At 33.2% G+C, this 21,095-nt stretch carries 19 protein-coding genes; 18 read left to right on the top strand and 1 reads right to left on the bottom strand.

Annotated features, from left to right (window positions below; translation table 11 throughout):
- The first annotated feature begins 14 nt into the window (after positions 1-14).
- The 15 genes from atpA (at position 15) to EV144_RS10295 (ending at position 17,115) form a co-directional block, all read left to right on the top strand.
- A complete protein-coding gene (atpA, locus tag EV144_RS10365; protein WP_134148542.1) occupies positions 15-1,592 on the top strand; it encodes a F0F1 ATP synthase subunit alpha in 1,578 nt (525 codons plus the stop codon).
- 89 nt (positions 1,593-1,681) lie between these two features.
- Positions 1,682-2,542 (top strand): ATP synthase F1 subunit gamma, encoded by an 861-nt coding sequence (atpG, locus tag EV144_RS10360; protein WP_134148541.1) that lies wholly within the window; start codon positions 1,682-1,684, stop codon positions 2,540-2,542.
- 591 nt (positions 2,543-3,133) lie between these two features.
- On the top strand, positions 3,134-3,574 hold the full coding sequence (locus EV144_RS10355; RefSeq protein WP_134148539.1) for a GNAT family N-acetyltransferase: 441 nt from the start codon (positions 3,134-3,136) through the stop codon (positions 3,572-3,574).
- A 128-nt stretch (positions 3,575-3,702) separates the two neighbouring features.
- A complete protein-coding gene (locus tag EV144_RS10350; RefSeq protein WP_134148537.1) occupies positions 3,703-4,377 on the top strand; it encodes a hypothetical protein in 675 nt (224 codons plus the stop codon).
- Positions 4,377-5,498 carry a hypothetical protein gene (locus EV144_RS10345; protein ID WP_134148535.1) on the top strand — a complete coding sequence of 374 codons (1,122 nt, stop codon included), beginning with the start codon at positions 4,377-4,379 and terminating at the stop codon, positions 5,496-5,498. Before EV144_RS10350 ends, EV144_RS10345 begins: the two co-directional genes overlap by 1 nt.
- A gap of 27 nt (positions 5,499-5,525) precedes the next feature.
- Positions 5,526-7,340, top strand: a complete 1,815-nt coding sequence (locus EV144_RS10340; RefSeq protein ID WP_134148533.1) for a phosphate ABC transporter substrate-binding/OmpA family protein — start codon at positions 5,526-5,528, stop codon at positions 7,338-7,340.
- 50 nt (positions 7,341-7,390) lie between these two features.
- Positions 7,391-8,161, top strand: coding sequence for an ABC transporter permease (locus EV144_RS10335; RefSeq protein WP_134148531.1), 771 nt, complete (start codon positions 7,391-7,393; stop codon positions 8,159-8,161).
- A gap of 2 nt (positions 8,162-8,163) precedes the next feature.
- Complete coding sequence (locus tag EV144_RS10330; protein ID WP_134148529.1) at positions 8,164-8,994, top strand: ATP-binding cassette domain-containing protein; 831 nt, start codon at positions 8,164-8,166, stop codon at positions 8,992-8,994.
- 9 nt (positions 8,995-9,003) lie between these two features.
- Entirely contained in the window at positions 9,004-10,521 is a 1,518-nt protein-coding gene (locus tag EV144_RS10325; RefSeq protein ID WP_134148527.1) for an AAA family ATPase, read from the top strand.
- Between the two features lie 92 nt (positions 10,522-10,613).
- Complete coding sequence (locus tag EV144_RS10320; RefSeq protein ID WP_134148525.1) at positions 10,614-12,074, top strand: lipopolysaccharide biosynthesis protein; 1,461 nt, start codon at positions 10,614-10,616, stop codon at positions 12,072-12,074.
- 31 nt (positions 12,075-12,105) lie between these two features.
- A complete protein-coding gene (gene dut, locus EV144_RS10315; RefSeq protein WP_134148524.1) occupies positions 12,106-12,540 on the top strand; it encodes a dUTP diphosphatase in 435 nt (144 codons plus the stop codon).
- Between the two features lie 86 nt (positions 12,541-12,626).
- Positions 12,627-13,643 (top strand): sugar phosphate nucleotidyltransferase, encoded by a 1,017-nt coding sequence (locus EV144_RS10310; protein WP_134148522.1) that lies wholly within the window; start codon positions 12,627-12,629, stop codon positions 13,641-13,643.
- Positions 13,644-13,688: 45 nt separating this feature from the next.
- Entirely contained in the window at positions 13,689-15,041 is a 1,353-nt protein-coding gene (locus EV144_RS10305; protein WP_134148520.1) for a tetratricopeptide repeat protein, read from the top strand.
- 14 nt (positions 15,042-15,055) lie between these two features.
- Entirely contained in the window at positions 15,056-15,838 is a 783-nt protein-coding gene (locus EV144_RS10300) for a DUF4292 domain-containing protein (protein ID WP_134148518.1), read from the top strand.
- A gap of 23 nt (positions 15,839-15,861) precedes the next feature.
- Positions 15,862-17,115: a murein hydrolase activator EnvC family protein gene (locus tag EV144_RS10295; RefSeq protein ID WP_134148516.1), complete on the top strand. Its 1,254-nt coding sequence runs from the start codon at positions 15,862-15,864 to the stop codon at positions 17,113-17,115.
- A 42-nt stretch (positions 17,116-17,157) separates the two neighbouring features.
- Here the strand turns inward: EV144_RS10295 and EV144_RS10290 are convergent, their stop codons facing one another.
- A complete protein-coding gene (locus EV144_RS10290) occupies positions 17,158-17,577 on the bottom strand; it encodes a CBS domain-containing protein (protein WP_134148514.1) in 420 nt (139 codons plus the stop codon).
- A gap of 229 nt (positions 17,578-17,806) precedes the next feature.
- On the opposite strand from EV144_RS10290, the gene rbfA reads away from it, so the two are divergent.
- The 3 genes from rbfA to EV144_RS10275 all read left to right on the top strand — a co-directional run bounded on the left by rbfA (position 17,807) and on the right by EV144_RS10275 (position 20,997).
- Complete coding sequence (rbfA, locus tag EV144_RS10285; protein ID WP_035686980.1) at positions 17,807-18,199, top strand: 30S ribosome-binding factor RbfA; 393 nt, start codon at positions 17,807-17,809, stop codon at positions 18,197-18,199.
- A 1-nt stretch (position 18,200) separates the two neighbouring features.
- Positions 18,201-19,400, top strand: coding sequence for an ABC transporter permease (locus EV144_RS10280; RefSeq protein ID WP_134148512.1), 1,200 nt, complete (start codon positions 18,201-18,203; stop codon positions 19,398-19,400).
- A gap of 169 nt (positions 19,401-19,569) precedes the next feature.
- Positions 19,570-20,997 carry an MATE family efflux transporter gene (locus EV144_RS10275; RefSeq protein ID WP_134148510.1) on the top strand — a complete coding sequence of 476 codons (1,428 nt, stop codon included), beginning with the start codon at positions 19,570-19,572 and terminating at the stop codon, positions 20,995-20,997.
- Positions 20,998-21,095: the final 98 nt, after the last annotated feature.

Here is a 21,095-nt window from a genome sequence, read left to right as displayed (position 1 = left end):
AATTATAAATTAAGATGGCGGAAATCAAACCTGCTGAAATTTCAGCAATATTAAGAAAGCAAGTAGAAGGTTTTGAATCTGGTGCTACGCTAGAGGAAGTAGGAACAGTACTTCAAGTTGGAGATGGTATTGCTCGTGTTTACGGGCTATCGAATGTACAATATGGTGAGTTAGTAGAATTTGATAACGGTATGGAAGGTATCGTATTGAATCTTGAAGAAGATAATGTTGGTGTTGTACTTTTAGGACCATCAACTGGAATCAAAGAAGGATCTACTGCAAAAAGAACTCAACGTATCGCTTCTCTTAAAGTAGGTGAGCAAATGGTAGGACGTGTAGTAAACACTCTTGGTTTTCCTATTGACGGAAAAGGACCAATCGGTGGTGACTTATACGAAATGCCTTTGGAAAGAAAAGCTCCTGGAGTTATCTTCCGTCAGCCAGTTACTGAGCCATTACAAACAGGTGTAAAAGCAGTTGATGCTATGATCCCGGTTGGACGTGGACAACGTGAGCTTGTAATTGGTGACCGTCAAACAGGTAAATCAACTGTTTGTATCGATACAATCTTAAATCAAAAAGAATTTTACGATGCAGGAAAACCTGTATTCTGTATATATGTTGCAATTGGGCAAAAAGCTTCAACTGTAGCAGGAATCGCAAAAATGTTAGAAGAAAAAGGTGCAATGGCTTATACAGTTATTGTTGCAGCTAATGCTTCTGATCCAGCTCCAATGCAAGTTTATGCTCCTTTCGCAGGTGCAGCAATTGGGGAATACTTTAGAGATTCTGGTCGTCCAGCTCTTATCGTTTATGATGATTTATCTAAACAAGCTGTTGCTTACCGTGAGGTTTCTCTTTTATTAAGAAGACCACCGGGACGTGAGGCATATCCTGGAGACGTTTTCTACTTACACTCTCGTTTATTAGAGCGTGCTTGTAAAGTAATTGCTGATGACGGAATTGCTAAAAACATGAACGACTTACCAGATTCTATCAAGTCTATCGTAAAAGGTGGTGGTTCATTAACTGCTTTACCAATTATCGAAACTCAGGCTGGAGACGTTTCTGCATATATCCCAACAAACGTAATCTCGATTACAGATGGTCAGATTTTCCTTGATGGAGATTTGTTCAACTCTGGAGTTCGTCCTGCTATCAACGTAGGTATCTCAGTATCTCGTGTTGGAGGTAATGCTCAGATTAAATCTATGAAGAAAGTTTCTGGAACTTTAAAATTAGACCAAGCTCAATTCCGTGAATTAGAAGCTTTCGCTAAATTTGGTTCTGACTTAGATTCTGTTACTTTAAATGTAATTGAAAAAGGAAGAAGAAACGTTGAGATCTTGAAACAAGGTTTAAATGATCCTTACACAGTAGAAAATCAAGTAGCAATTATTTATGCAGGTTCTAAAAACTTATTAAGAAACGTTCCTGTAAATAAAGTAAAAGAATTTGAAGCTGATTTCTTAGCATACTTAAACAGCAAGCATAAAGATACTCTTAATGCATTAAAAGCTGGTAAGTTAGATGACAACATTACTGATGTTATCGAAAAAGCAGCAAAAGAAATTTCAGCAAAATATAACTAATAAGATAATGAGTAAATTAGATAATTGGATATGTCTTAGGATATTTCTAATTATCTAATTTTCAAATTGTCACATTCTCAAATTAATAGATGGCAAATTTAAAGGAAATCCGTAATAGAATTACTTCCGTTTCATCGACGATGCAGATTACATCGGCTATGAAAATGGTTTCTGCTGCAAAGCTTAAGAAAGCACAAGATGCAATCACTGCAATGCGCCCTTATGCTGAGAAATTAACGGAGTTACTACAAAATCTTTCTGCTACACTTGAGGGTGAAGTTGGAGGAGATTACACTACACAACGTGAAGTAAAAAAAGTATTACTTGTAGCTATAACTTCAAACAGAGGTTTATGTGGTGCATTTAATACCAATGTAATTAAAGAGATTAAAAATCGTACTCAATTTTATGCAGGAAAACAAGTTGATGTTTTTCCTATTGGTAAAAAAGGAAACGATGTTTTAGCTAAAAGTCATAAAGTTCACGGTCATCATAATGCAATTTTTGATCATTTAACTTTTGATAATGTTGCTGGAATTGCTGAAAATTTAACTGAAAAATTCTTGTCTGGAGAGTACGATAAAATTGAATTGGTTTATAATCAATTTAAAAATGCTGCTACTCAAATCGTTCAGGTTGAACAGTTTTTACCTTTAGCTCCAATTAAATCTGATAAACCAGTTACTGCTGCAGATTATATTTTTGAGCCTTCAAAAGAAGAAATCGTGTTAGCTTTGATTCCTAAATCTTTGAAAACACAATTATATAAAGGAATTCGTGATTCTTATGCTTCAGAACATGGAGCGCGTATGACAGCAATGCACAAAGCAACTGACAACGCAACTGAATTAAGAAATCAATTGAAATTAACTTATAATAAAGCACGTCAGGCAGCTATTACAAACGAGATCTTAGAGATCGTTGGTGGAGCAGAAGCCTTAAACGGATAATTTATTTAAGACATATAAAAAAAGAGCAGACAATAATTTGTCTGCTCTTTTTTTATTATAACTGTTTTGTTTTAGAAATAGTTATAAAATGGTGATTCTCATCTTATTCAAAAATGAGAATCAATACCATTTTATAATTTATTTGCAGGCACCTAAAAACCTGCAATGCTTTGTCTTTTATGGGAACAAACTAGCTTTATTAGTCCCAATGCTCTGTTTTTTTAGGGTTACAATACAGCAGAATCAATCCCTTGTGCTTTGTCTTTTATGGGAACAAACAAGCTTTATTAGTCCCAGTGCTTCCTTTTTTATAAGGGTTGTATTTAGCTTTCTCAATCCCTGTGAAGCAAATTTAAGAAGAGTTTAAGAAAAAAATCTTACATAATTTTTGTCTTTATTTTATATATTTCACATGTTGTAATTATTTTCGGCATATAATTACTTTTCTGCAGCATACTTTAATGATTAATAGATAAGTTATCTCATTTGTGTTAAAATAAGGTTTTTCTTTATTACTTAAGAGCGAACTATCTGTAAAATTAGGGGAAGTCAATTCTTTTTTAATTATTTTTGGAAATCTATTTTGTCAAAATGAAACTACAAGAACTCACTACTATCCCAGAGATGTTAGCTCAAATTGAGACGATACGTTTTTTGTATCCAAATCTTTCTGTTGATAAATATGAAGCATATCTTTCTGAAATGGTACCGCATAATTATATTCAGGTTGCAGTTTTTGATGAAGATGTTTGTTTGGGAATTACGGGCTGTTGGTCTGCAACTAAATTATGGACGGGCAAATATCTGGAAATAGACAATTTTGTTGTCAATCCGTTATATCGCTCAAAAGGAATAGGAAAATTACTAACCGATTATATTGAACAAAAAGCAATAGATTTAAATTGCAGCAGTATTGTTCTGGATGCCTTTACAGGAAATTTTGCTGCGCATCGTTTTTATTACAATCAAGGCTATGGGCCAAAAGGTTTTCATTTTGTAAAAATTTTAGACGAGAGCAAACTGACTTTATAACAAATAGTTACCTCGATATATGAAAAACACTTACATTTATATTTTTTATAATTAGTAACTTTTTAACTCTTTGTACGTATAACATTTAACAACCAAAGAAGTATTAAAAAATAGATCAACTAAAAACAATGGCAAAAGAAAGTTTTAATTGGAAGAGCCTTTTCATTAATGATGAAGCTGCTAAGAACGAAGGATCAGCTCCGGTTCAGCCTGCAGCACCAGTTTTATCAACATCAGATAATAAATTCCCAACTCAGGCTACCGATTCATTTCCGGGAAACGCAGTGACAAATCCTTTTTTAAACGAAATTTTTGAAGTTTACAATAAAGGTTTTGAATCATTGAACGCAGAAGGTTTTGATTTTTTCGAATTGTATAAATCTGTAATGGCTGTTGGAGTTACAAATCCGCAAAGTTATCAAATGGCTTTTACGATGGGTAAAACGATTAAATCAGATTTGACAAAAGAGTTTCTTTTAGAAAAATCAGGTTTTTATATTAGTGAAATTGAAAAGGTATACGCCAAATATGATACTGTTGGGAAATCTAAAAAATCAGAATTAGACAATAACATTACAAAAGAAAAATACAATCTGTCTAAAAATATTTCTGAATTGGAAGCCAAAATTATTGAACTTCAAAAAGAATTGGAGACTAAGAAAATGGAACTTCAAAAAATTGATCCAAAAAATATGGAACAGCTTTCGGAAATTCAATTAAAGATGGAAGCCAACGATTTAGCAAAACAAAAAATATTATCATCAATCAACACTGTAATCACAGGAATTAATCAATATCTATAATGGACAAATTCGAACAAGAGAAAAGCACTCTTTTATCATTACCAATTTTAAAACACTTTGATGAATCTAAAGGTGAAATTGCTTTAAAAGCCGGAGTACTTAAAAAAGGCGAAAAGTCATTATTCTGGGCTTTAGCATTAGGATTGTTAGGAGTTGGAGGATATTTAGTCTGGACTTATATTATTCCGCCATTATTTACAATGCTTGGGCAGGCGATCGCATTATCTGCAACAGGAGTGTTCTTAGTTTTCTTAGTGATGATGTTTCCTGTTATTATGAAAGGACTTCGTTTTGCAACCAAAAATCTTCATAAAGCATTAATTCAAAGTAATCCTTTTAATGAACTGGAAGAGCAAAAGCAAAAAATGATTAAAAACCGTGAAGTTTTTAAAAATACAAAAGCGAAGCTAAAAGGATTAAAAGGCGAAATGGAAATTGAAGCCAATAAAGCTGAAAAAGAAGCAAAGTCATTTCAGGAGCAAGTTTTAAGTTTACAGCGTCAGTCAGAAAGATTAAAATCTGCGATGGATGAAATGGTAAAAGTAAATGGAGTTGCGGCTAAAGATACAGACGAGTATGTAGCGCTGCAAAGTGAACTGGCAAGAAAACTTAGCGACTCACAAAGAATTTCTACTCAATATGAGCAAAGTAAAAGTTTTATCCAAAAATATGGCGTTCGTGCTAATGTTTTAGGAAAAATGGATAGAAAATTAACTTTGGCTGGAACAGCAATCGATATTAAAATTGCCGATTTTGACGCCACAGTTACGATGCTTCAAAAAGAATATGAGTTTGCAAGAAACGCTAAAGAAGCTACAGAAAGTGCAAAAAGCGCGATGATGTTCACAAAAGACTGGGAATTAGAATATGCTCTTGAAGTAGTAACTTCTACAATTGCTCAGGATATTGCTAAAACATCTGAAAACTTAATTGACATTGATGCTTTAACTTCTAAATATTCTGTTGATAACGACGAATTGTACTCAAGATTAGATTCATTGGCTGATGAAATTAAAACGGGAGACAACACGATTCCAGACTCAACAAAATATACAAGTCCGAATTATAAAATGACCAAAGAAGATAAATTATCGAGCGGCGGTTTTGGGGATATTTTTTAATACATAAATTTAAATTTTAAATATAAAATGGGAAAAATTTTAAGAACAGAAAAGTTAACTACGTTTTCTGAATTATTAATTGTGATCGTTGCAATTGGAGCAATTTTAGCCGGAGTTTATTATATCTCTCCTGGAATTAAAACGGCAGTTTCGAAGCAATTAGACGGAATGGAGCTTAACTCAACAGATGTTAATAACGTTACAAACGCTCAAAAAATACCATTGCCAAGTACTGAAGTATCTTCAGAAGTTGCCAACAAACCTTTAGTAAGAATTGCTGCGTATGCATGGAATGCACAATCTGGAATTATTGTTTCTAACGGTGGACCTAAAACAACAAAAGGTTCTTTGATGGAAAAAAACGGAGTTAATCTTGAAATTATCCGTCAGGACTGGCTTTCAGAATTGCGTAATATGCAAATGAAATTTATTGAAGAATTTGATAAAGGCGAAGCTTTTCCAAGTTCAGATAAAAGTGCTTTTGCTGTAATAATAATGGGAGATGGTGCGCCATTTTACATTAGTTCTGTTCAAAAATCTTTAAACGAAAAATACGGAAAAGACAAATACCACGTACAAGTTATGGGTGCTGTAGGTATGAGTTACGGAGAAGATAAATTAATCGGGCCACCAAGCTGGAAATCAGATCCAAAATCTATGAAAGGAGCTGTAATTTCTGCAGTTCTTGGAGACGGTGACTGGGTTACGACTGTAAACTATTGTTTTGCAAACGGTTTAAAAGTAAATCCTGATCCTGCAACTTACGATGCAGATGCAGTAAACATTTATCCTTCTGAAAATGATGACTACATTAAATCTGCTGAAGAATTGATTAAATCTCAAACTACAGGTTGGACAGTTACATTAAAAGAAGTTGTTGATGGAAAATTAACTGGAAAAACAGTAAACAGAAAAATCGACGGTTGTGCAACTTGGACGCCTGGAGATAAAACAGTTTTTGATAAATTGACTGGTTTTGTTGATATCGTTTCTACAAAAGAATTCAACAACCAAATGCCAACAACAATTATTGGTGTAAAAGAATGGGCAGAAAAAAATCCGGATATTGTTTCTAATATTCTGAAATCTGCACTTACAGCTTCAAACCAAATGAAAAATTATGAAGACTGGAAAGTGAGAGCTTCTCAGGCAGTTGCAGATACTTACAAATTAGAAACTGCAGATTATTGGTATAAAATGTTTAAAGGTCAGCAAGGAACAAAAGGCGGATTAACTTATAACATGGGTGGATCTAAAGTTTTCAACTATGCTGATGCAATGCAGTATTATGGTTTATCAGACGGTGTTAACAGATATAAATCTGTGTACAATCAAGTTGCCGGATATTTAACAGAATTGAATCCTTTTGGATTTAACGAAAATGTTGGAGCAGTTGTTCCTTACGAACAAGCGGTAAATTTATTCTTCCTGAAAAACATTAATGATATTGAGTCAACATCTGCAGATAAAGCAGATTATACAAATCAAGCAACTGAAGTTGTAGCTTCTGGGGAATGGAAAATTAATTTCAATACCGGAAGTGCAGAAATTTCTAACAGTTCAAGTAAAGAAGTAGAGAAAATCTACAACCTTTTGGTTCAGGCAGAAAACACAAAATTAACGGTTGTGGGTCACACCGATAATATTGGAAATCCAGATTCTAATTTAGCTTTATCAAAAAGCAGAGCAGAAGCGGTTGTAAATTATTTGAAACAAAAAGGAATCCCTGCAAACCGTTTTCAAATGGTTGACGGAAAAGGACAAAACGATCCGATTGGTGACAATAATACGGCTGCCGGAAAAGCACTTAACAGACGTGTAGTTATTACTTTCTTGAAATAATAATTTAAATATAAAAAGGGCTGTCTTACGGGACAGCCTTTACTATAAATATGATAAAATTTTTAACGCCCTTTGAAAAAATATCAAAGACCAATAAAACCCTAATTTTAACAGGGTGGTTAGTTCTTTTGATTATTATTTGGTTTGCTGCCACTTCTGGCGAAAAACATTTGTTTCCTTCTCCAAGTCAGGTTTTGACTGGTTTTCAGGAATTATATAAGGAAGGATTAGTAGTTCATATTTTCAATTCTTTGAAATTGTGTTTTATTTCTATCTTTTTAGCAACATTAATTTCATTAGTATTAGCTTATTCATGGCCGATTCCGTTATTAAAATCCATTTCAGAATTTGTTACTAAATTTCGATTTTTACCTTTTACAGGACTTTCGTTTTATATCACAATGGTAATTCACGATGCAAGAATGATGCAGGTTTGGATTTTGGTTATTTTCTTAACTACGTTTTTAACAACCTCATTAATTGCCGTAATCAAAGACATTCCGCAAGAAGAATTTGATCACGCCAAAATGCTAAAATGTACAAGATGGGAAGTACTTTGGCAGGTAATTATTTTAGGAAGAGTAGATTATGTTATTGATGTAATCAGACAAAATCTTGCCATTACCTGGATGATGTTGGTTACGGTAGAATCTATTGTTGTAGCTTCCGGAGGTTTAGGGTTTTTAATTAAAAACTCGGATAAATTTATGAATACCGGACGTATTATTGCGCTTCAAATCATCATATTATTAATAGGTCTTGGCTTAGACTCAGGAATCAATTACTTAAGAAAAGCCATATTTAGATATTCAAAAATATAATCATGACACACGAATTTAAAGAAACACTTTTATACGTAGAAAATCTTAGCGTGGCGTATGATGATACCGTTATCATTAAAGATATAAATGTAATTGAAAAGGATGTTATCCGCCCAAATGTAGATTGTACAGGTCAGGTTATTGCTTTTTTAGGTAGATCGGGCAGAGGAAAATCAACATTTTTTAAAGCATTGACAGGATTGGTTCCTTCAAATACCGGAAAAGTTTTAATTAGGGATTTTGACAACAGCGAACCAAATGCGGCCAAACCAGTTAAGGAAGGCGACATTGGTTTGGTAGATCAGAAGTACACTTTATTTAGACATAAAACCGTTACCGAGGCCTTAAAGTTTTCGCTGAGAAAAACAAAACTTTCAGAATCTGAAAAAGAAACTAAAATAAAACAATACCTAAAAGAATGGGGTTTAGAGAATTGCAAAGACAAATATCCTAACGAACTTTCTGGAGGACAAAGACAAAGAACTGCGATTATTGAACAGTTGTTTTCGTCTGATAATTTTATAGTTTTAGACGAACCATTCTCAGGATTAGACGTTGGTAACATTCAGGAAGTAAAAAAAGCCTTCGACTTATTAGGAAAATCTTCGGAAGTAAACACGGTTATTTTCTCCACTCACGATATTGAATTGGCTTTGGAATTAGCGCAAACAATTTACGTTATCGGTTATCCGACAATCGACGGAAAATTACAAAGCTACGGAACCATCGTTGCCAAATACGATTTGAGAGAAATGGGACTGGCGTGGAAAGATTATTGTGGAGATCACTTAGAATTATCAAAAGAAATTATACATCAAATGATGATTTCTTAAACAATTTATATGTCAAAAAAAAACCCAATATCGATTATTGAAGAATCATTTTTGTCTCTGAAAAAATATTTAGATTCAAATACAAATACCAATGAAGCCGTTTTTACGGCTTCGTTTATTAATGATTTACACAGAGAAACGGTCAGTATTCTTGAAACCTGTAATCTGTTAAATCAAGATTCAGATTTTATTCAGAAAATAAACAATCGCGTTTCTCCTTCATCGGGATTACTGCTCAAAGCAGAACATTTTTTTCTTTCGGACATTATCGAGCTTTTCGAAAAACTGCCTGAAACAAAAAACGAAAAAGCACAATTTGTTCTCGCCTATTATTATGACGCTTTGCGAAACAAACATTTTGCAGACGCCAATTCTGTGAGTCAATTAAATCAGTTAGTTTTTTCGAATGATTTTAAAAATCTACTTTTAAAAATCAAGCAGGAAAATAAAATCACATTTAAAAACGAACAGCAAAATCAATATTTACTGCCAGAAGTTTTATCTGAAAGTAAGCATTCTAAACTAGAAGAAATTACAACTAAATATCAAAATTTTATTCAATTTGCTTTTAATAAAAAATTTGAAAGTAATGATGCTTTGAATGATTTTTTTGGTTTGAAAAAATCAAAAAGTACAGACAAAAACACAGCAGATTTACCAGAAGAAGATACGCTGGAAAAGGTGCTGGAAGAACTAAATCTTTTAATAGGTTTAAAAGAAGTAAAACAAGATGTTGCCGAGCTTATTAATTTATTAGAAATTCAAAAAAAGAGATCAAAGCAAGGATTAAAAAATGTGGAAATTACTTTGCATACCGTTTTCCTCGGCCCTCCGGGAACAGGAAAAACATCGGTCGCAAGATTGCTGAGCCGAATTTTTAAGCATTTAGGATTTTTATCCAAAGGCCAAATGTTCGAAACCGACAGAGAAGGTTTGGTTGCGGGTTACGTCGGACAAACGGCGACAAAGGTAAACAGCGCTGTAGAATCAAGTCTTGGCGGCGTTTTGTTTATTGATGAGGCTTACGCATTAACCCAAAATCTAACTGGAAACGATTACGGAACAGAAGCTGTCAATACCTTAATAAAAAGAATGGAAGATCACCGCGATGATCTTGCTGTTGTTGTTGCCGGCTACACAGAACCGATGCAGATTTTTATAGAATCGAATCCAGGATTAAGATCTCGTTTTAATAGATTCTTTCATTTTAAACATTTTTCTCCAGACGAATTATTTCAAATTTTTGAATCGTTTTGTAAAAAATCTGATTTTATAGTTTCTGAAGAAGCAAAAGAAAAACTGACAGACACGTTTGAATTATTGTTTTCTGAGAAAGACGAAAGTTTTGGAAACGCCAGAGTTGTCAGAAATTTATTTGAGAAATGTGTTCAAAATCAGGCAAACAGAATTGTAAAATTGAAAAAATTAAATCAAAAAATTCTAAAAACATTTACCGAAGAAGACATTCCGGAACCTAAAGAAACGCAGAAAAATGTAAAATTTACTGCAGCCGACGAAACTTCATAAAATCGGAACAATCCTTTAATACCTTGTAGAATTAGGCAATTATCTCAAAGAAAAGGTTATTTTTGCTTTACAAACTTTATTAGAATTATATTTTGGGATTATATAAAAATCTGTTCAAACAAACGGCTATTTACGGACTAGCAACGGTTTTACCGAGAATGCTGAGTTTTTTATTGGTGAGATTGTACACTGGTATTTTACCAACCGCAGAATACGGCGAAGTTTCTATCGTTTTATCATGGATGGTTTTCTTTAATGTGGTACTTTCTTACGGAATGGAAACGGCTTTTTTTAGATTTTACAGTGCCGAAGAAGACAAGAAAAACGTAATTGCTACTTCTACAATTTCTATTTTTTGGTCATCAATCCTTTTCCTTTTTGTAGCATTAATTTTCAGAAATACATTGGCAAGTTTAGCCGAAGTAGACGTTCAGTATGTTACCTACACCGTTTGGATTTTAGTTTTAGATGCTTTGGTTTTAGTACCTTTCTCTAAATTAAGAGCCAACCAAAGACCAATGGTTTACGCCGCGATTAAAATTGGAAACGTAATCATCAATTTATTGCTGAATATATTTTTCCTATTGTATTTACCAAAACTTGCAGCTTCACATCCTAATTCAGTTTGGGATAATTTATATGTTGAGAATTTCCAGATTGCTTATATTTTCATTGCAAACCTGTTGGCAAGTTTAGCCACATTTGTGGTGCTTTCTCCAAACTATCTGGGACTCGGAAGAAAATTCGATTCGGTTCTTTGGAAAAGAATGATGAAATACGGTTTACCAATTTTGGTTGCCGGACTTGCATTTGCGGTTAACGAACATTTTGATAAAATTCTTTTAGGATATTTACTTCCCGAAAATATTGCAAAATCTGAAGTTGGAGCCTATTCTGCTTGTTACAAATTAGGATTATTTATGGTTTTGTTTGCAACAGCTTTTAGATTAGGAATCGAACCTTTCTTTTTCAGCCATGCTAAAAACGAAAATGCACCACAGACTTATGCCGTAATCACGAAATATTTTGTAATTCTTGGTTCGCTGATTCTTCTTGGAGTAATTGTTTTTGCAGACGTTTTAAAACTGTTATTGCTAGACAATAAATCTTATTGGGAAGCCATGAAAGTGGTGCCGCTTATTATTTTGGCAAACTTCTTTTTAGGAATTTACAACAACCTTTCGGTTTGGTATAAACTTACAGACCAGACAAAAATTGGAGCTTACATTTCTATTGTAGGCGCGATCATAACGTTAGTTTTAAACTATTTTTTAATTCCAAGATACAGCTATTACGGTTCAGCAATTGCGACAATTTCGGCATACGGAAGCATGATGTTGATCTCTTATATTTTAGGAAATAAATATTACCCAATACCTTACGACATGAAAAAAATTGGCGCTTATTTAGGCGTTTCAATTTTGTTCTCTGTAATTTCTTTTTACGGATTTAGAGAGAAATATTATGTTGGAATTCCATTGCTTATCGCATTTATGTATTTGGTTTATCACTACGAACAAGACACTATTAAAGGAATAATGAAAAGAAAGTAAGACTACTTTTGGATCAATTTTAAATATAAAAATGAAAATACAAATAATCAATAAATCACAACACGATTTACCAAACTACGAAACAATTGCTTCTGCAGGAATGGATTTACGTGCCAATATTACAGAATCTATTACGTTAAAACCTTTAGAAAGAGCGATCGTAAAAACAGGACTTTTTATAGAATTACCAATTGGTTACGAAGCGCAGGTAAGACCAAGAAGCGGTCTTGCGGCTAAAAAAGGAGTTACAGTTTTAAATTCGCCGGGAACTGTTGATGCCGATTACAGAGGAGAAATAGGTGTAATTTTAGTAAATTTATCTAATGAAGATTTTGTAATCGAAAACGGAGAAAGAATTGCACAATTGATTATCGCCAAACACGAAAGAGCCGAATGGATTCAGGTTGAAGAACTTTCTGAAACATCAAGAGGTGAAGGCGGTTTTGGAAGCACGGGAGTGAAATAATTTCATTTTCGGTTTTCAAAATTCAGATACAAAAAATGACCAAACCCAATGAAGGATTTTTAACCTTCAATAAAAATTAAAATCGAATGAAAATAATTGTTCCAATGGCAGGCCGCGGATCGCGACTTAGACCACATACTTTAACAGTTCCAAAACCATTAATTCCAGTTGCAGGAAAATCAATCGTTCATCGTTTAGTAGAAGATATTGCTAAAATATTAAAAGAACCAATCGAAGAAGTAGCTTTTATTTTAGGAGATGAAGCTTTTTTTGGAGCAGATGTTGTTGAAAGTTTAGAAAATCTTGCAAAAGGATTAGGAGCAAAAGCCTCAATATATCGTCAGGATCAGCCACTAGGAACAGGACACGCTATTATGTGTGCAAAAGATTCACTTTCTGGGCCGGCAGTAATCGCTTACGCGGATACTTTAATACGTGCAGATTTTGAACTTGACCCAGAAGCAGATGCTGTAATTTGGGTAAAACAAGTAGATCAGCCAGAAGCTTTTGGAGTTGTAAAATTAAATGCCAACAACGAAATTATCGAGTTGGTAGAAAAACCAAAAGAATTCGTAAGTGACTTAGCCGTTATCGGAATTTACTATTTTAAAGAAGTTGGAGTTTTAAGAAATGAACTTCAAACGGTTTTAGATAACAACATTCAGAACGGAGGAGAATATCAAATCAACGACGGAATTAAAGCCATGATGGCCAACGGAAAAGTTTTTAAAACCGGAAGCGTTGACGAATGGATGGATTGCGGTAATAAAGATGTTACTGTTGAAACCAATTCTAGAATGTTAGGATTTTTGCACAACGACGGAGAACATTTGGTTGATTATGATGTAAAATTAGAAAATTCAACGATAATTCCTCCTTGTTATATTGGCGAAAATGTAGTGTTGAAAAACGCAACAGTTGGTCCTAATGTTTCTTTAGGAAAAGGAACTCATGTTTCTGACAGTACCATTAAAAATAGTTTAGTACAGACGTATTCTCAGATAAAAAATGCTAACTTAGATAATGCAATGATTGGAAATCACGTAAGTTATGACGGGAAGTTTACAAACATCAGCATTGGAGATTATTCGGTTTTAGAATAAAAAACGATTCAAAAGATTCATTTTGTTTTAAATGAAATTTAAAAAATGATACAAAAAAGAGTTCTGATAATTTTATTTTTCGTTTTGCTTGGCAATGCAGCTTCGGTTATGGCGCAAGTCGAACCCGAAGATATTGCTATGGCTTCTGATGAATATCAAGACTCATTTTATGAATCATTAAAACAAAAAGGAATCGAAAATTACGATAAAGCAATCGTGTCTTTAGAGAAATGTATCAAGCTAAAACCTAATGACGCGGTAGCTTATTTTGAATTGGGAAAAAATTATCTAGCGCTTAAAAATTATAGAAATGCACAAGATGCATTTGAAAAAGCCACACAGTTAGATCCTAAAAACAAATGGTTTTGGCTCGGAATTTACGATGTAAGTTTTGAAACCAAAAACTATAATCTGGCAATAGAAACCATTCAGAAAATTATTGTTTTTGATGAAGAATACAAAGACGATTTGATTTCTATTTATATGATTACAAACCAATTCGACAAAGCACTTGTTGCGATTAACGAAATGGATGAAAAGTTCGGAAAATCATCTGATCGTGAAATTTATAAAAACCAGATTTTATCACAAGGAAAATATCAAAGTGCAGGAATTGATAATTTAATCGATCAGATCAAAAAGAATCCGAAAGAAGAATCCAATTATGTAGATCTGATTTTTCTATATTCAAAAGCAGAACAAACAGACAAAGCTTTAGAAGTTGCAAAACAATTAGCCAAAGAAATTCCAACATCAGAATGGGCGCAGGTAAGTTTGTTTAAAGTATATCTCGATGCAAACCAAGCTGATAAAGCAATTAAATCGATGAATACCATTTTGTCAAGTTCAAAAATTGATTCTAAAATCAAACACAGAACTTTAAATGAGTTTTTGATTTATGTGAATAAAAATCCGCAGTACGCGCCAGATTTAGAAAAAGCAATTGCCTATTTTGACAATGATAAAGAAGTAGATGTTGCCAAAGAAATTGGAAAATTTTATCACAGTAAAAACCAATTCGAAAACGCAATTAAGTATTACGAAAGAGACTTAAAAACAAATTCTGATACCGATCGCGAAACCAATTTGCTTTTGCTAGAAGCGTATAGAGAAGCAAAACAATTTGAGCCATTGACAAAAAGAGCAATGTATATGATTGAAGTTTACCCAAGCCAGCCACAGTTTTATTACTATGCAGGTCTGGGAAACAATCAGTTAAAACAATTTAAAAATGCAAAAACCGTTTTAGAAATGGGACTTGATTATGTGGTGGATGATAAAACGCTTGAAGGAAACTTTAACATTCAATTAGGAGAAGCTTATGATGGTTTAGGCGACGCAAAGAAAAAAGAGGAATACTTTTTGAAGGCTAATGCGTTATTAAAAAACAAAAAGTAAAAGATTAAATGCTGATGAAAAAATATATATTAGCCCTTATAATAGCAGTTTTTATGATTTCATGTAAATCTAAAGCTGTTGCAGTACAAAGCAATAATACGGCAGAAGTTGCTCCGGTAAAAGAAGATAAAAAAGTTATAGACAAACATTATAACAACAAACTAGACTTCAAAACATTATACATAAAAGCAAGCGCCAGATATGTTGATGAAAAACAAAGTCAAAACGTTACCGCCGAAATTAGAATAGAAAAAGACAAACAAATCTTAATAAGCGTTCGTTTCTTGGGGATTACAATGGCAAAAGCCTTGATTACACCAAGCTCAGTAAGTTATTACGAAAAAATAAACAGTACATATTACGACGGTGATTTTACAAGTCTAAGTACTTGGCTAGGAACAGAATTAGATTATAATAAAGTACAAAATCTATTAGTTGGTGAAGCTTTTGATGATTTAAGAAAAGGAAAATACACACAGACAATTGTAGAAAACCTATTCCGTTTAGAAGATGAAAAAGATGCTAATATTAAAAAAGCATTTTATTTAGATTCTGAAAAATTCTTAGTACAGAAAGAAGAGATTTCGCAGCCGGCAGAAAACAGAATGTTAGAGATCAAATATTCTGACAGCAAAACTTTTGATCAGGGAACACTTCCAACCGGGATTGAAATTAATGCGTTGCAGCCAAAAGGGAAAACAAATATTAATTTAAATTACAACAATATTTCATTTAATGAAGAACTTAATTTTCCTTACAGCGTCCCAAGCGGTTATAAGAAAGTTTTAATTAAGTAAATTTGCAAAAAGAAAACAGAAACATGCCAAAATTTCTCCTAAGCCTAATTTTTATATGTGCCACTACTTTTATGTGGGCGCAGGATTCGCAACAAGAAAAACTTGAACAGCGAAAAGCTCAAATTCAGCAGGAAATAAAAGACAATGAAAAAATGCTTCAGTCTGTACGAAAAAAAGAAAAATCGGCAGTAAACGAATATTTAATTCAGGCGAATAAAATTAAGCTAAAAGAGAAATTAATTAATACCACAGCAAAGCAGGAAAGATTGATTAGTAACGATATGTACATCAATCAGGTTCAGGTAAATAAACTTAAAAAAGAATTAACAATTCTTAAGGAAGATTACGCTAAAATGATTTTAAAATCATACAAAAGCCGTTCTGAGCAAAGTCGTGCCATGTTTATTTTGTCTTCAGAAAGTTTTCTTCAAGCTTATAAAAGAGCACAATATCTAAAACAATATACCAATTTTAGAAAAAATCAAGGTTTAGAAATTCAATCAAAATCAGCTCAATTAGTAGATTTTAATGCAAAACTAGACGGACAAAGACAGATCAAGAAAAAGATAATTGTTGAAAACCAGAAAGAACGCGTAACACTAGAAGCAGAAAAGAAAGAACAGCAAAAACTGGTAAACGCGCTTAAAAAAGACAAAAACAAAATTGCATCTGATATCAAATCAAAACAAAGCGAGTCTAAAAGAATCGACAGACAAATTGATCGTTTAATTCGTGAAGCCATTGCAGAAGCAAATAGAAAAGCAGCCTTAGAAAAAGCAAAAGAAAATCCTGGATCAACTGCACCAAAAGCACCAGTTTCTTCGTCTAAAATTGCGATGACTCCGGAAGATAAAGTTTTAGCTGCTGATTTTAAAGCCAATCGCGGAAGACTGCCTTGGCCCGTAGAAAAAGGATTTATTTCGTTAGGATATGGAGATCAGCCACACCCGTTATATCCGTCAATTTCGGTGCATAATTCGGGAGTGGAGATTACAACAGAAGATGGTGCTAACGCAAGATCTGTTTTTGCCGGAGAAGTATTTAGTATCATGGTTTTATCACCTGTAAATACCGTAGTTATGATTCAACACGGAGATTACTTCAGTGTTTACCAAAACTTAAGTAAAGTTTACGTAAGCAAAGGAGAGAAGGTAACCATCAAACAAAATATTGGAAAAATTAGAACCAGCGGAGATACAGGAAAAACGGTAATTAAGTTTTTAATTCTTCAAAACACAACAAACAACAATCCGGAAGGATGGTTACAAAATAGATAATAGAAAGGGAGCTAAATCAGCTCCCTTTTTTATGCATAATAATTAATCGTATTGTTCTAAAAAATACCTCAAAACATCGGTTGTTGTTACAATGCCTTTTAGATTACCATTATCCACTACAGGAAGTGCATGAAATTCTTCTTTCACAAAAATCTCAGCTAAATCTCTAATAATAGCATCTGGCGAAACTGTTTTAGGTTTTGAAGTCATTACTTGCGAAATAGTAAGCATATCCAGAATCGCTTCATCAGCTCCTTCCTGACCTTCAAACAAAGCGCCAAAAGTCAATCGGTTTATGTCTGTTCGACTTATTATACCCACAACTTCTTTGCCATTAACAACAGGAATATGCCGTATAGAATTTGATTTTAATTTTTCGACTACATCTTTTAAATCATCATTTTGATTTACGGTAACGACACTTTTGGTCATAATATGACTGATTGGTTCTCTTTTTTTCATAATATAGATTGTTAGATTTTCTATTAAAATTATAGAACAATACTTACAATTGTTATGATTTTTATCATCTTTAAAACCAGAATTTTCACTATATTAATTAAATCGTTTTTTGAATTTTTCTAAAAGAAAATATATCAAAAACAAAGTTTAAACAAAGAAGTAGGTAAAAATCATCCTATTGTTTATTTGAAATAGTATTGATTGAAATTTAAAATAGTATTTTTGCACTATGGAAACAAATAGACAGAAAAAAATAGGCGGTGTCATCCAAAAAGATTTGGTTGATATTTTGCAAGGTGAAGTGAGAAAAAACGGAATTAGTAATTTAGTAATTTCAGTATCCAAAGTTAGTGTTACTACAGATTTATCTGTGGCAACCGTGTATTTAAGTATTTTTCCTCAAGAGAAAGCACAAGAAACTTTAGACGGAATAAAATCTAATTCGACTTTAATAAAACACGATTTATCACAGCGTGTACGTTTGCAATTGCGTCGTGTACCAAATTTAGTATTCTTTATCGATGATTCTTTAGATTATATCGAGAAAATCGACAACGCATTATCAAACAGAGAAAACCCAATAGAAAACCGTGATCTTTTAGAAAAAAGAAGAAAATCATAAATTGAATTTCCCATTTTACATAGCCAAACGTTACATTTTTAGCAAAAGCAAAAACAATGCTATTAATATTATAAATCTCATTGCAAGCATGGGAATTATTGTTGGTACAATGGCTTTGTTTGTGGTTTTATCGGTTTTTAGCGGACTAAAAGTTTTTAGTCTTTCGTTTACAAACGAAATTGATCCTGATTTAAAAATGACAAGTACACTTGGAAAATCATTTTATATTACACACGATCAGCAGCATCAAATAAAAAATATTGAAGGCGTTGCTTCGTACACCAAAATTATAGAAGAACGCGTTTTGTTTTTGTTTAAAAACAAACAGCAGGTTACTTACTTAAAAGGCGTAGACAGTCTTTATCCGGTTGTAAACGATATCAAGAAAAAACTTTTTAACGGACAATGGATCAAACCAGACAGTTATCAGGTTGTGATTGGATACGGAATTGCACAGGATTTTTCGATGGGAATTTTAGATTTCGAAAATCCACTGCAGGTATTTGCTCCAAAACCTGGAAAAGGTGCGTTTGAAAATCCGGAAGAAGCTTTTAATAAAACAGATGTTCTTCCTGTTGGAATTTATTCTATCAGCGAAGATTTAGATTCTAAATATGTGTTTGCCGATTTGGGTTTAGCGCAAGAATTATTGATGTACAAACCCAATCAGATTTCTGGAATTGAATTTAAATTAAAAGAAAACGCAGACGAAAATTTAGTGAAATCTAAATTGGCGGCCATTTTTAAAAATAAGATGACTTTCAAAAACAGAGCACAGCTAAATGAATCGCTGTACAAAATGCTTAATACCGAAAACATTGTGGTGTATCTGATTTTTACTCTAGTAATTATCGTAGCACTCTTTAACCTGATCGGTGCTTTGATTATGATGATTTTGGAAAAGAAAGGAAATCTAAAAACCCTTTTCAATCTTGGAACAGATATCAATCATCTGCGAAAAATATTTTTACTTCAAGGAACTTTATTAAGTATTTTAGGCGGTATAATTGGGCTTATTCTTGGTGTGATTTTAGTTTTATTACAGCAAAAATACGAGCTGATAATGATTACAGCGACGTTAGCTTATCCTGTTGTTTTTACTTTAGAAAATGTGTTGATAGTTTTAGGAACCATTATTTCACTTGGTTTTGTGGCTTCTTTAATTGCCAGCAGCAGAGTAAGCAAAAAGCTGTTGAATTAAAATATTTCTTCGTAAAAAAAATATTACCTATATTTATCGTCTTAAAAATCAAGTCTATGATTGTTTCTGCCTAATCCTATTTTATTTTTTGAATAATTAGGATACTTACGTTTTACTTCTGTTCAGGTTTTGAATCTGAACCAATTTTTCATTTATCCTAAATAATATCATGACAGAAACAACTATAAAAAAGAGTTTATTTTCTAAAATTTTTACCACTTTACAAACAGCCTTAAAAGGCGACGAATCTTTTGACTATACAGCCGGAAGCATCAAAAAAGCAGTTATTCTTCTAGCCATTCCGATGGTTTTAGAAATGATGATGGAATCGGTTTTTGCCTTAGTCGATTTATATTTCGTAGGGCATTTAGAAAACAGCAGTTTTGCGATACAAACTGTTGGTTTAACAGAATCTGTAATTACAATCGTATATTCAGTCGCAATCGGAATAAGTATGGCGGCAACCGCTGTTGTCGCGAGGCGTATAGGAGAAAAAAATCCTGTAAAAGCAGCAAAAGCAGGAATGCAGGCTATTATTATTGCTTTTGTAATAAACAGCATAATGAGTATTCTGGGTTTTATTTATGCCAAAGACATTTTATTGTTGATGGGCGCGTCTCAGGATGCTGCCGAACACGGTTTTAGATTTACCCAAATTATGATTGGCGGAAGTTTGTGTATCATGCTTCTGTTCTTAATTAACGGAATTTTTCGCGGTGCAGGAAATGCTGCAATTGCCATGAAAAGTCTTTGGTTAGCCAACATTTGTAATATTATTTTATGTCCCATTTTAATTAATGGTTTAGGCCCAATTCCCGCTTTCGGATTAACGGGTGCTGCAATGGCAACGACTTTAGGAAGAAGCATGGGGGTTTTGTATCAGCTGTATCATTTGTTTTTCGGAAAAGGTGTTCTCAAAATATTTCCATCTTATTTTATCCCGAATTTTAAACAAATAAAAGCCCTGATTAAGATTGCCGCTCCAGGTGTTCTGCAATTTGTAATTGCATCTTGCAGCTGGATTTTTCTGGCGCAATTAGTGGCGACAACAGGTGGCGATCACGGTTCTGCCGGATACCAAACCGCATTAAGGATTATGATGTTTTTCATTCTTCCGGCTTGGGGATTGAGTAATGCAGCAGCAACTTTAGTAGGCCAGAATTTGGGAGCAAAAGAAATTGAGCGTGCCGAAAAATCGGTTTACACAACGGCAAAATACAATGTGATTTTCATGGCATCGATCATGGTTATTACATTAGTTTTTGGTCAATATATTATTTCATTTTTCACTAATGATGAAATGGTAAAAAACATTGCAGTTGAAGCATTGCAGATTATGAGTATCGGTTTTATTTTCTACGGAATAGGAATGGTTTTAATCAATACTTTCAACGGAGCAGGAGATACTTGGACACCGACCGGAATTAATTTTTTCGGTTTCTGGCTGTTTCAAATTCCTTTGGCATATCTATTGGCAAAACATTTTAATATGGGACCAAAAGGAGTTTTTATCGCAATTCCCGTTGCTGAAACTGCGATAACACTTGCTGGAATTTTCTTTTACAAAAGAGGAAAATGGAAACGTACTCAAGTTTAGTTTAATAAAAGACCTTGATTGAAAGTCTGTTTTGTGTTCTAGATCTTTGTCAAAGTTTTAAACTTTGACAAAGATTTTGCGAAGTTTAGAAAAGATAA

Source organism: Flavobacterium sp. 270 (assembly GCF_004368785.1).
Taxonomy (GTDB): Bacteria; Bacteroidota; Bacteroidia; order Flavobacteriales; family Flavobacteriaceae; genus Flavobacterium.
The sequence above is the reverse complement of the archived record's forward strand: the minus strand, read 5'-3'. Positions and strand labels throughout refer to the sequence as shown.

Bases quoted from the DNA above. Each gene is read 5' to 3' on its own strand.
- atpG (WP_134148541.1), top strand. From the start codon at position 1,682: ATGGCAAATTTAAAGGAAATCCGTAATAGAATTACTTCCGTTTCATCG.
- EV144_RS10335 (WP_134148531.1), top strand. From the start codon at position 7,391: ATGATAAAATTTTTAACGCCCTTTGAAAAAATATCAAAGACCAATAAA.
- EV144_RS10340 (WP_134148533.1), top strand. From the start codon at position 5,526: ATGGGAAAAATTTTAAGAACAGAAAAGTTAACTACGTTTTCTGAATTA.
- EV144_RS10330 (WP_134148529.1), top strand. From the start codon at position 8,164: ATGACACACGAATTTAAAGAAACACTTTTATACGTAGAAAATCTTAGC.
- EV144_RS10300 (WP_134148518.1), top strand. From the start codon at position 15,056: ATGAAAAAATATATATTAGCCCTTATAATAGCAGTTTTTATGATTTCA.
- atpA (WP_134148542.1), top strand. From the start codon at position 15: ATGGCGGAAATCAAACCTGCTGAAATTTCAGCAATATTAAGAAAGCAA.
- EV144_RS10310 (WP_134148522.1), top strand. From the start codon at position 12,627: ATGAAAATAATTGTTCCAATGGCAGGCCGCGGATCGCGACTTAGACCA.
- EV144_RS10275 (WP_134148510.1), top strand. From the start codon at position 19,570: ATGACAGAAACAACTATAAAAAAGAGTTTATTTTCTAAAATTTTTACC.
- EV144_RS10295 (WP_134148516.1), top strand. From the start codon at position 15,862: ATGCCAAAATTTCTCCTAAGCCTAATTTTTATATGTGCCACTACTTTT.
- EV144_RS10345 (WP_134148535.1), top strand. From the start codon at position 4,377: ATGGACAAATTCGAACAAGAGAAAAGCACTCTTTTATCATTACCAATT.
- EV144_RS10325 (WP_134148527.1), top strand. From the start codon at position 9,004: ATGTCAAAAAAAAACCCAATATCGATTATTGAAGAATCATTTTTGTCT.
- rbfA (WP_035686980.1), top strand. From the start codon at position 17,807: ATGGAAACAAATAGACAGAAAAAAATAGGCGGTGTCATCCAAAAAGAT.
- dut (WP_134148524.1), top strand. From the start codon at position 12,106: ATGAAAATACAAATAATCAATAAATCACAACACGATTTACCAAACTAC.
- EV144_RS10350 (WP_134148537.1), top strand. From the start codon at position 3,703: ATGGCAAAAGAAAGTTTTAATTGGAAGAGCCTTTTCATTAATGATGAA.
- EV144_RS10305 (WP_134148520.1), top strand. From the start codon at position 13,689: ATGATACAAAAAAGAGTTCTGATAATTTTATTTTTCGTTTTGCTTGGC.
- EV144_RS10355 (WP_134148539.1), top strand. From the start codon at position 3,134: ATGAAACTACAAGAACTCACTACTATCCCAGAGATGTTAGCTCAAATT.
- EV144_RS10290 (WP_134148514.1), bottom strand. From the start codon at position 17,577: ATGAAAAAAAGAGAACCAATCAGTCATATTATGACCAAAAGTGTCGTT.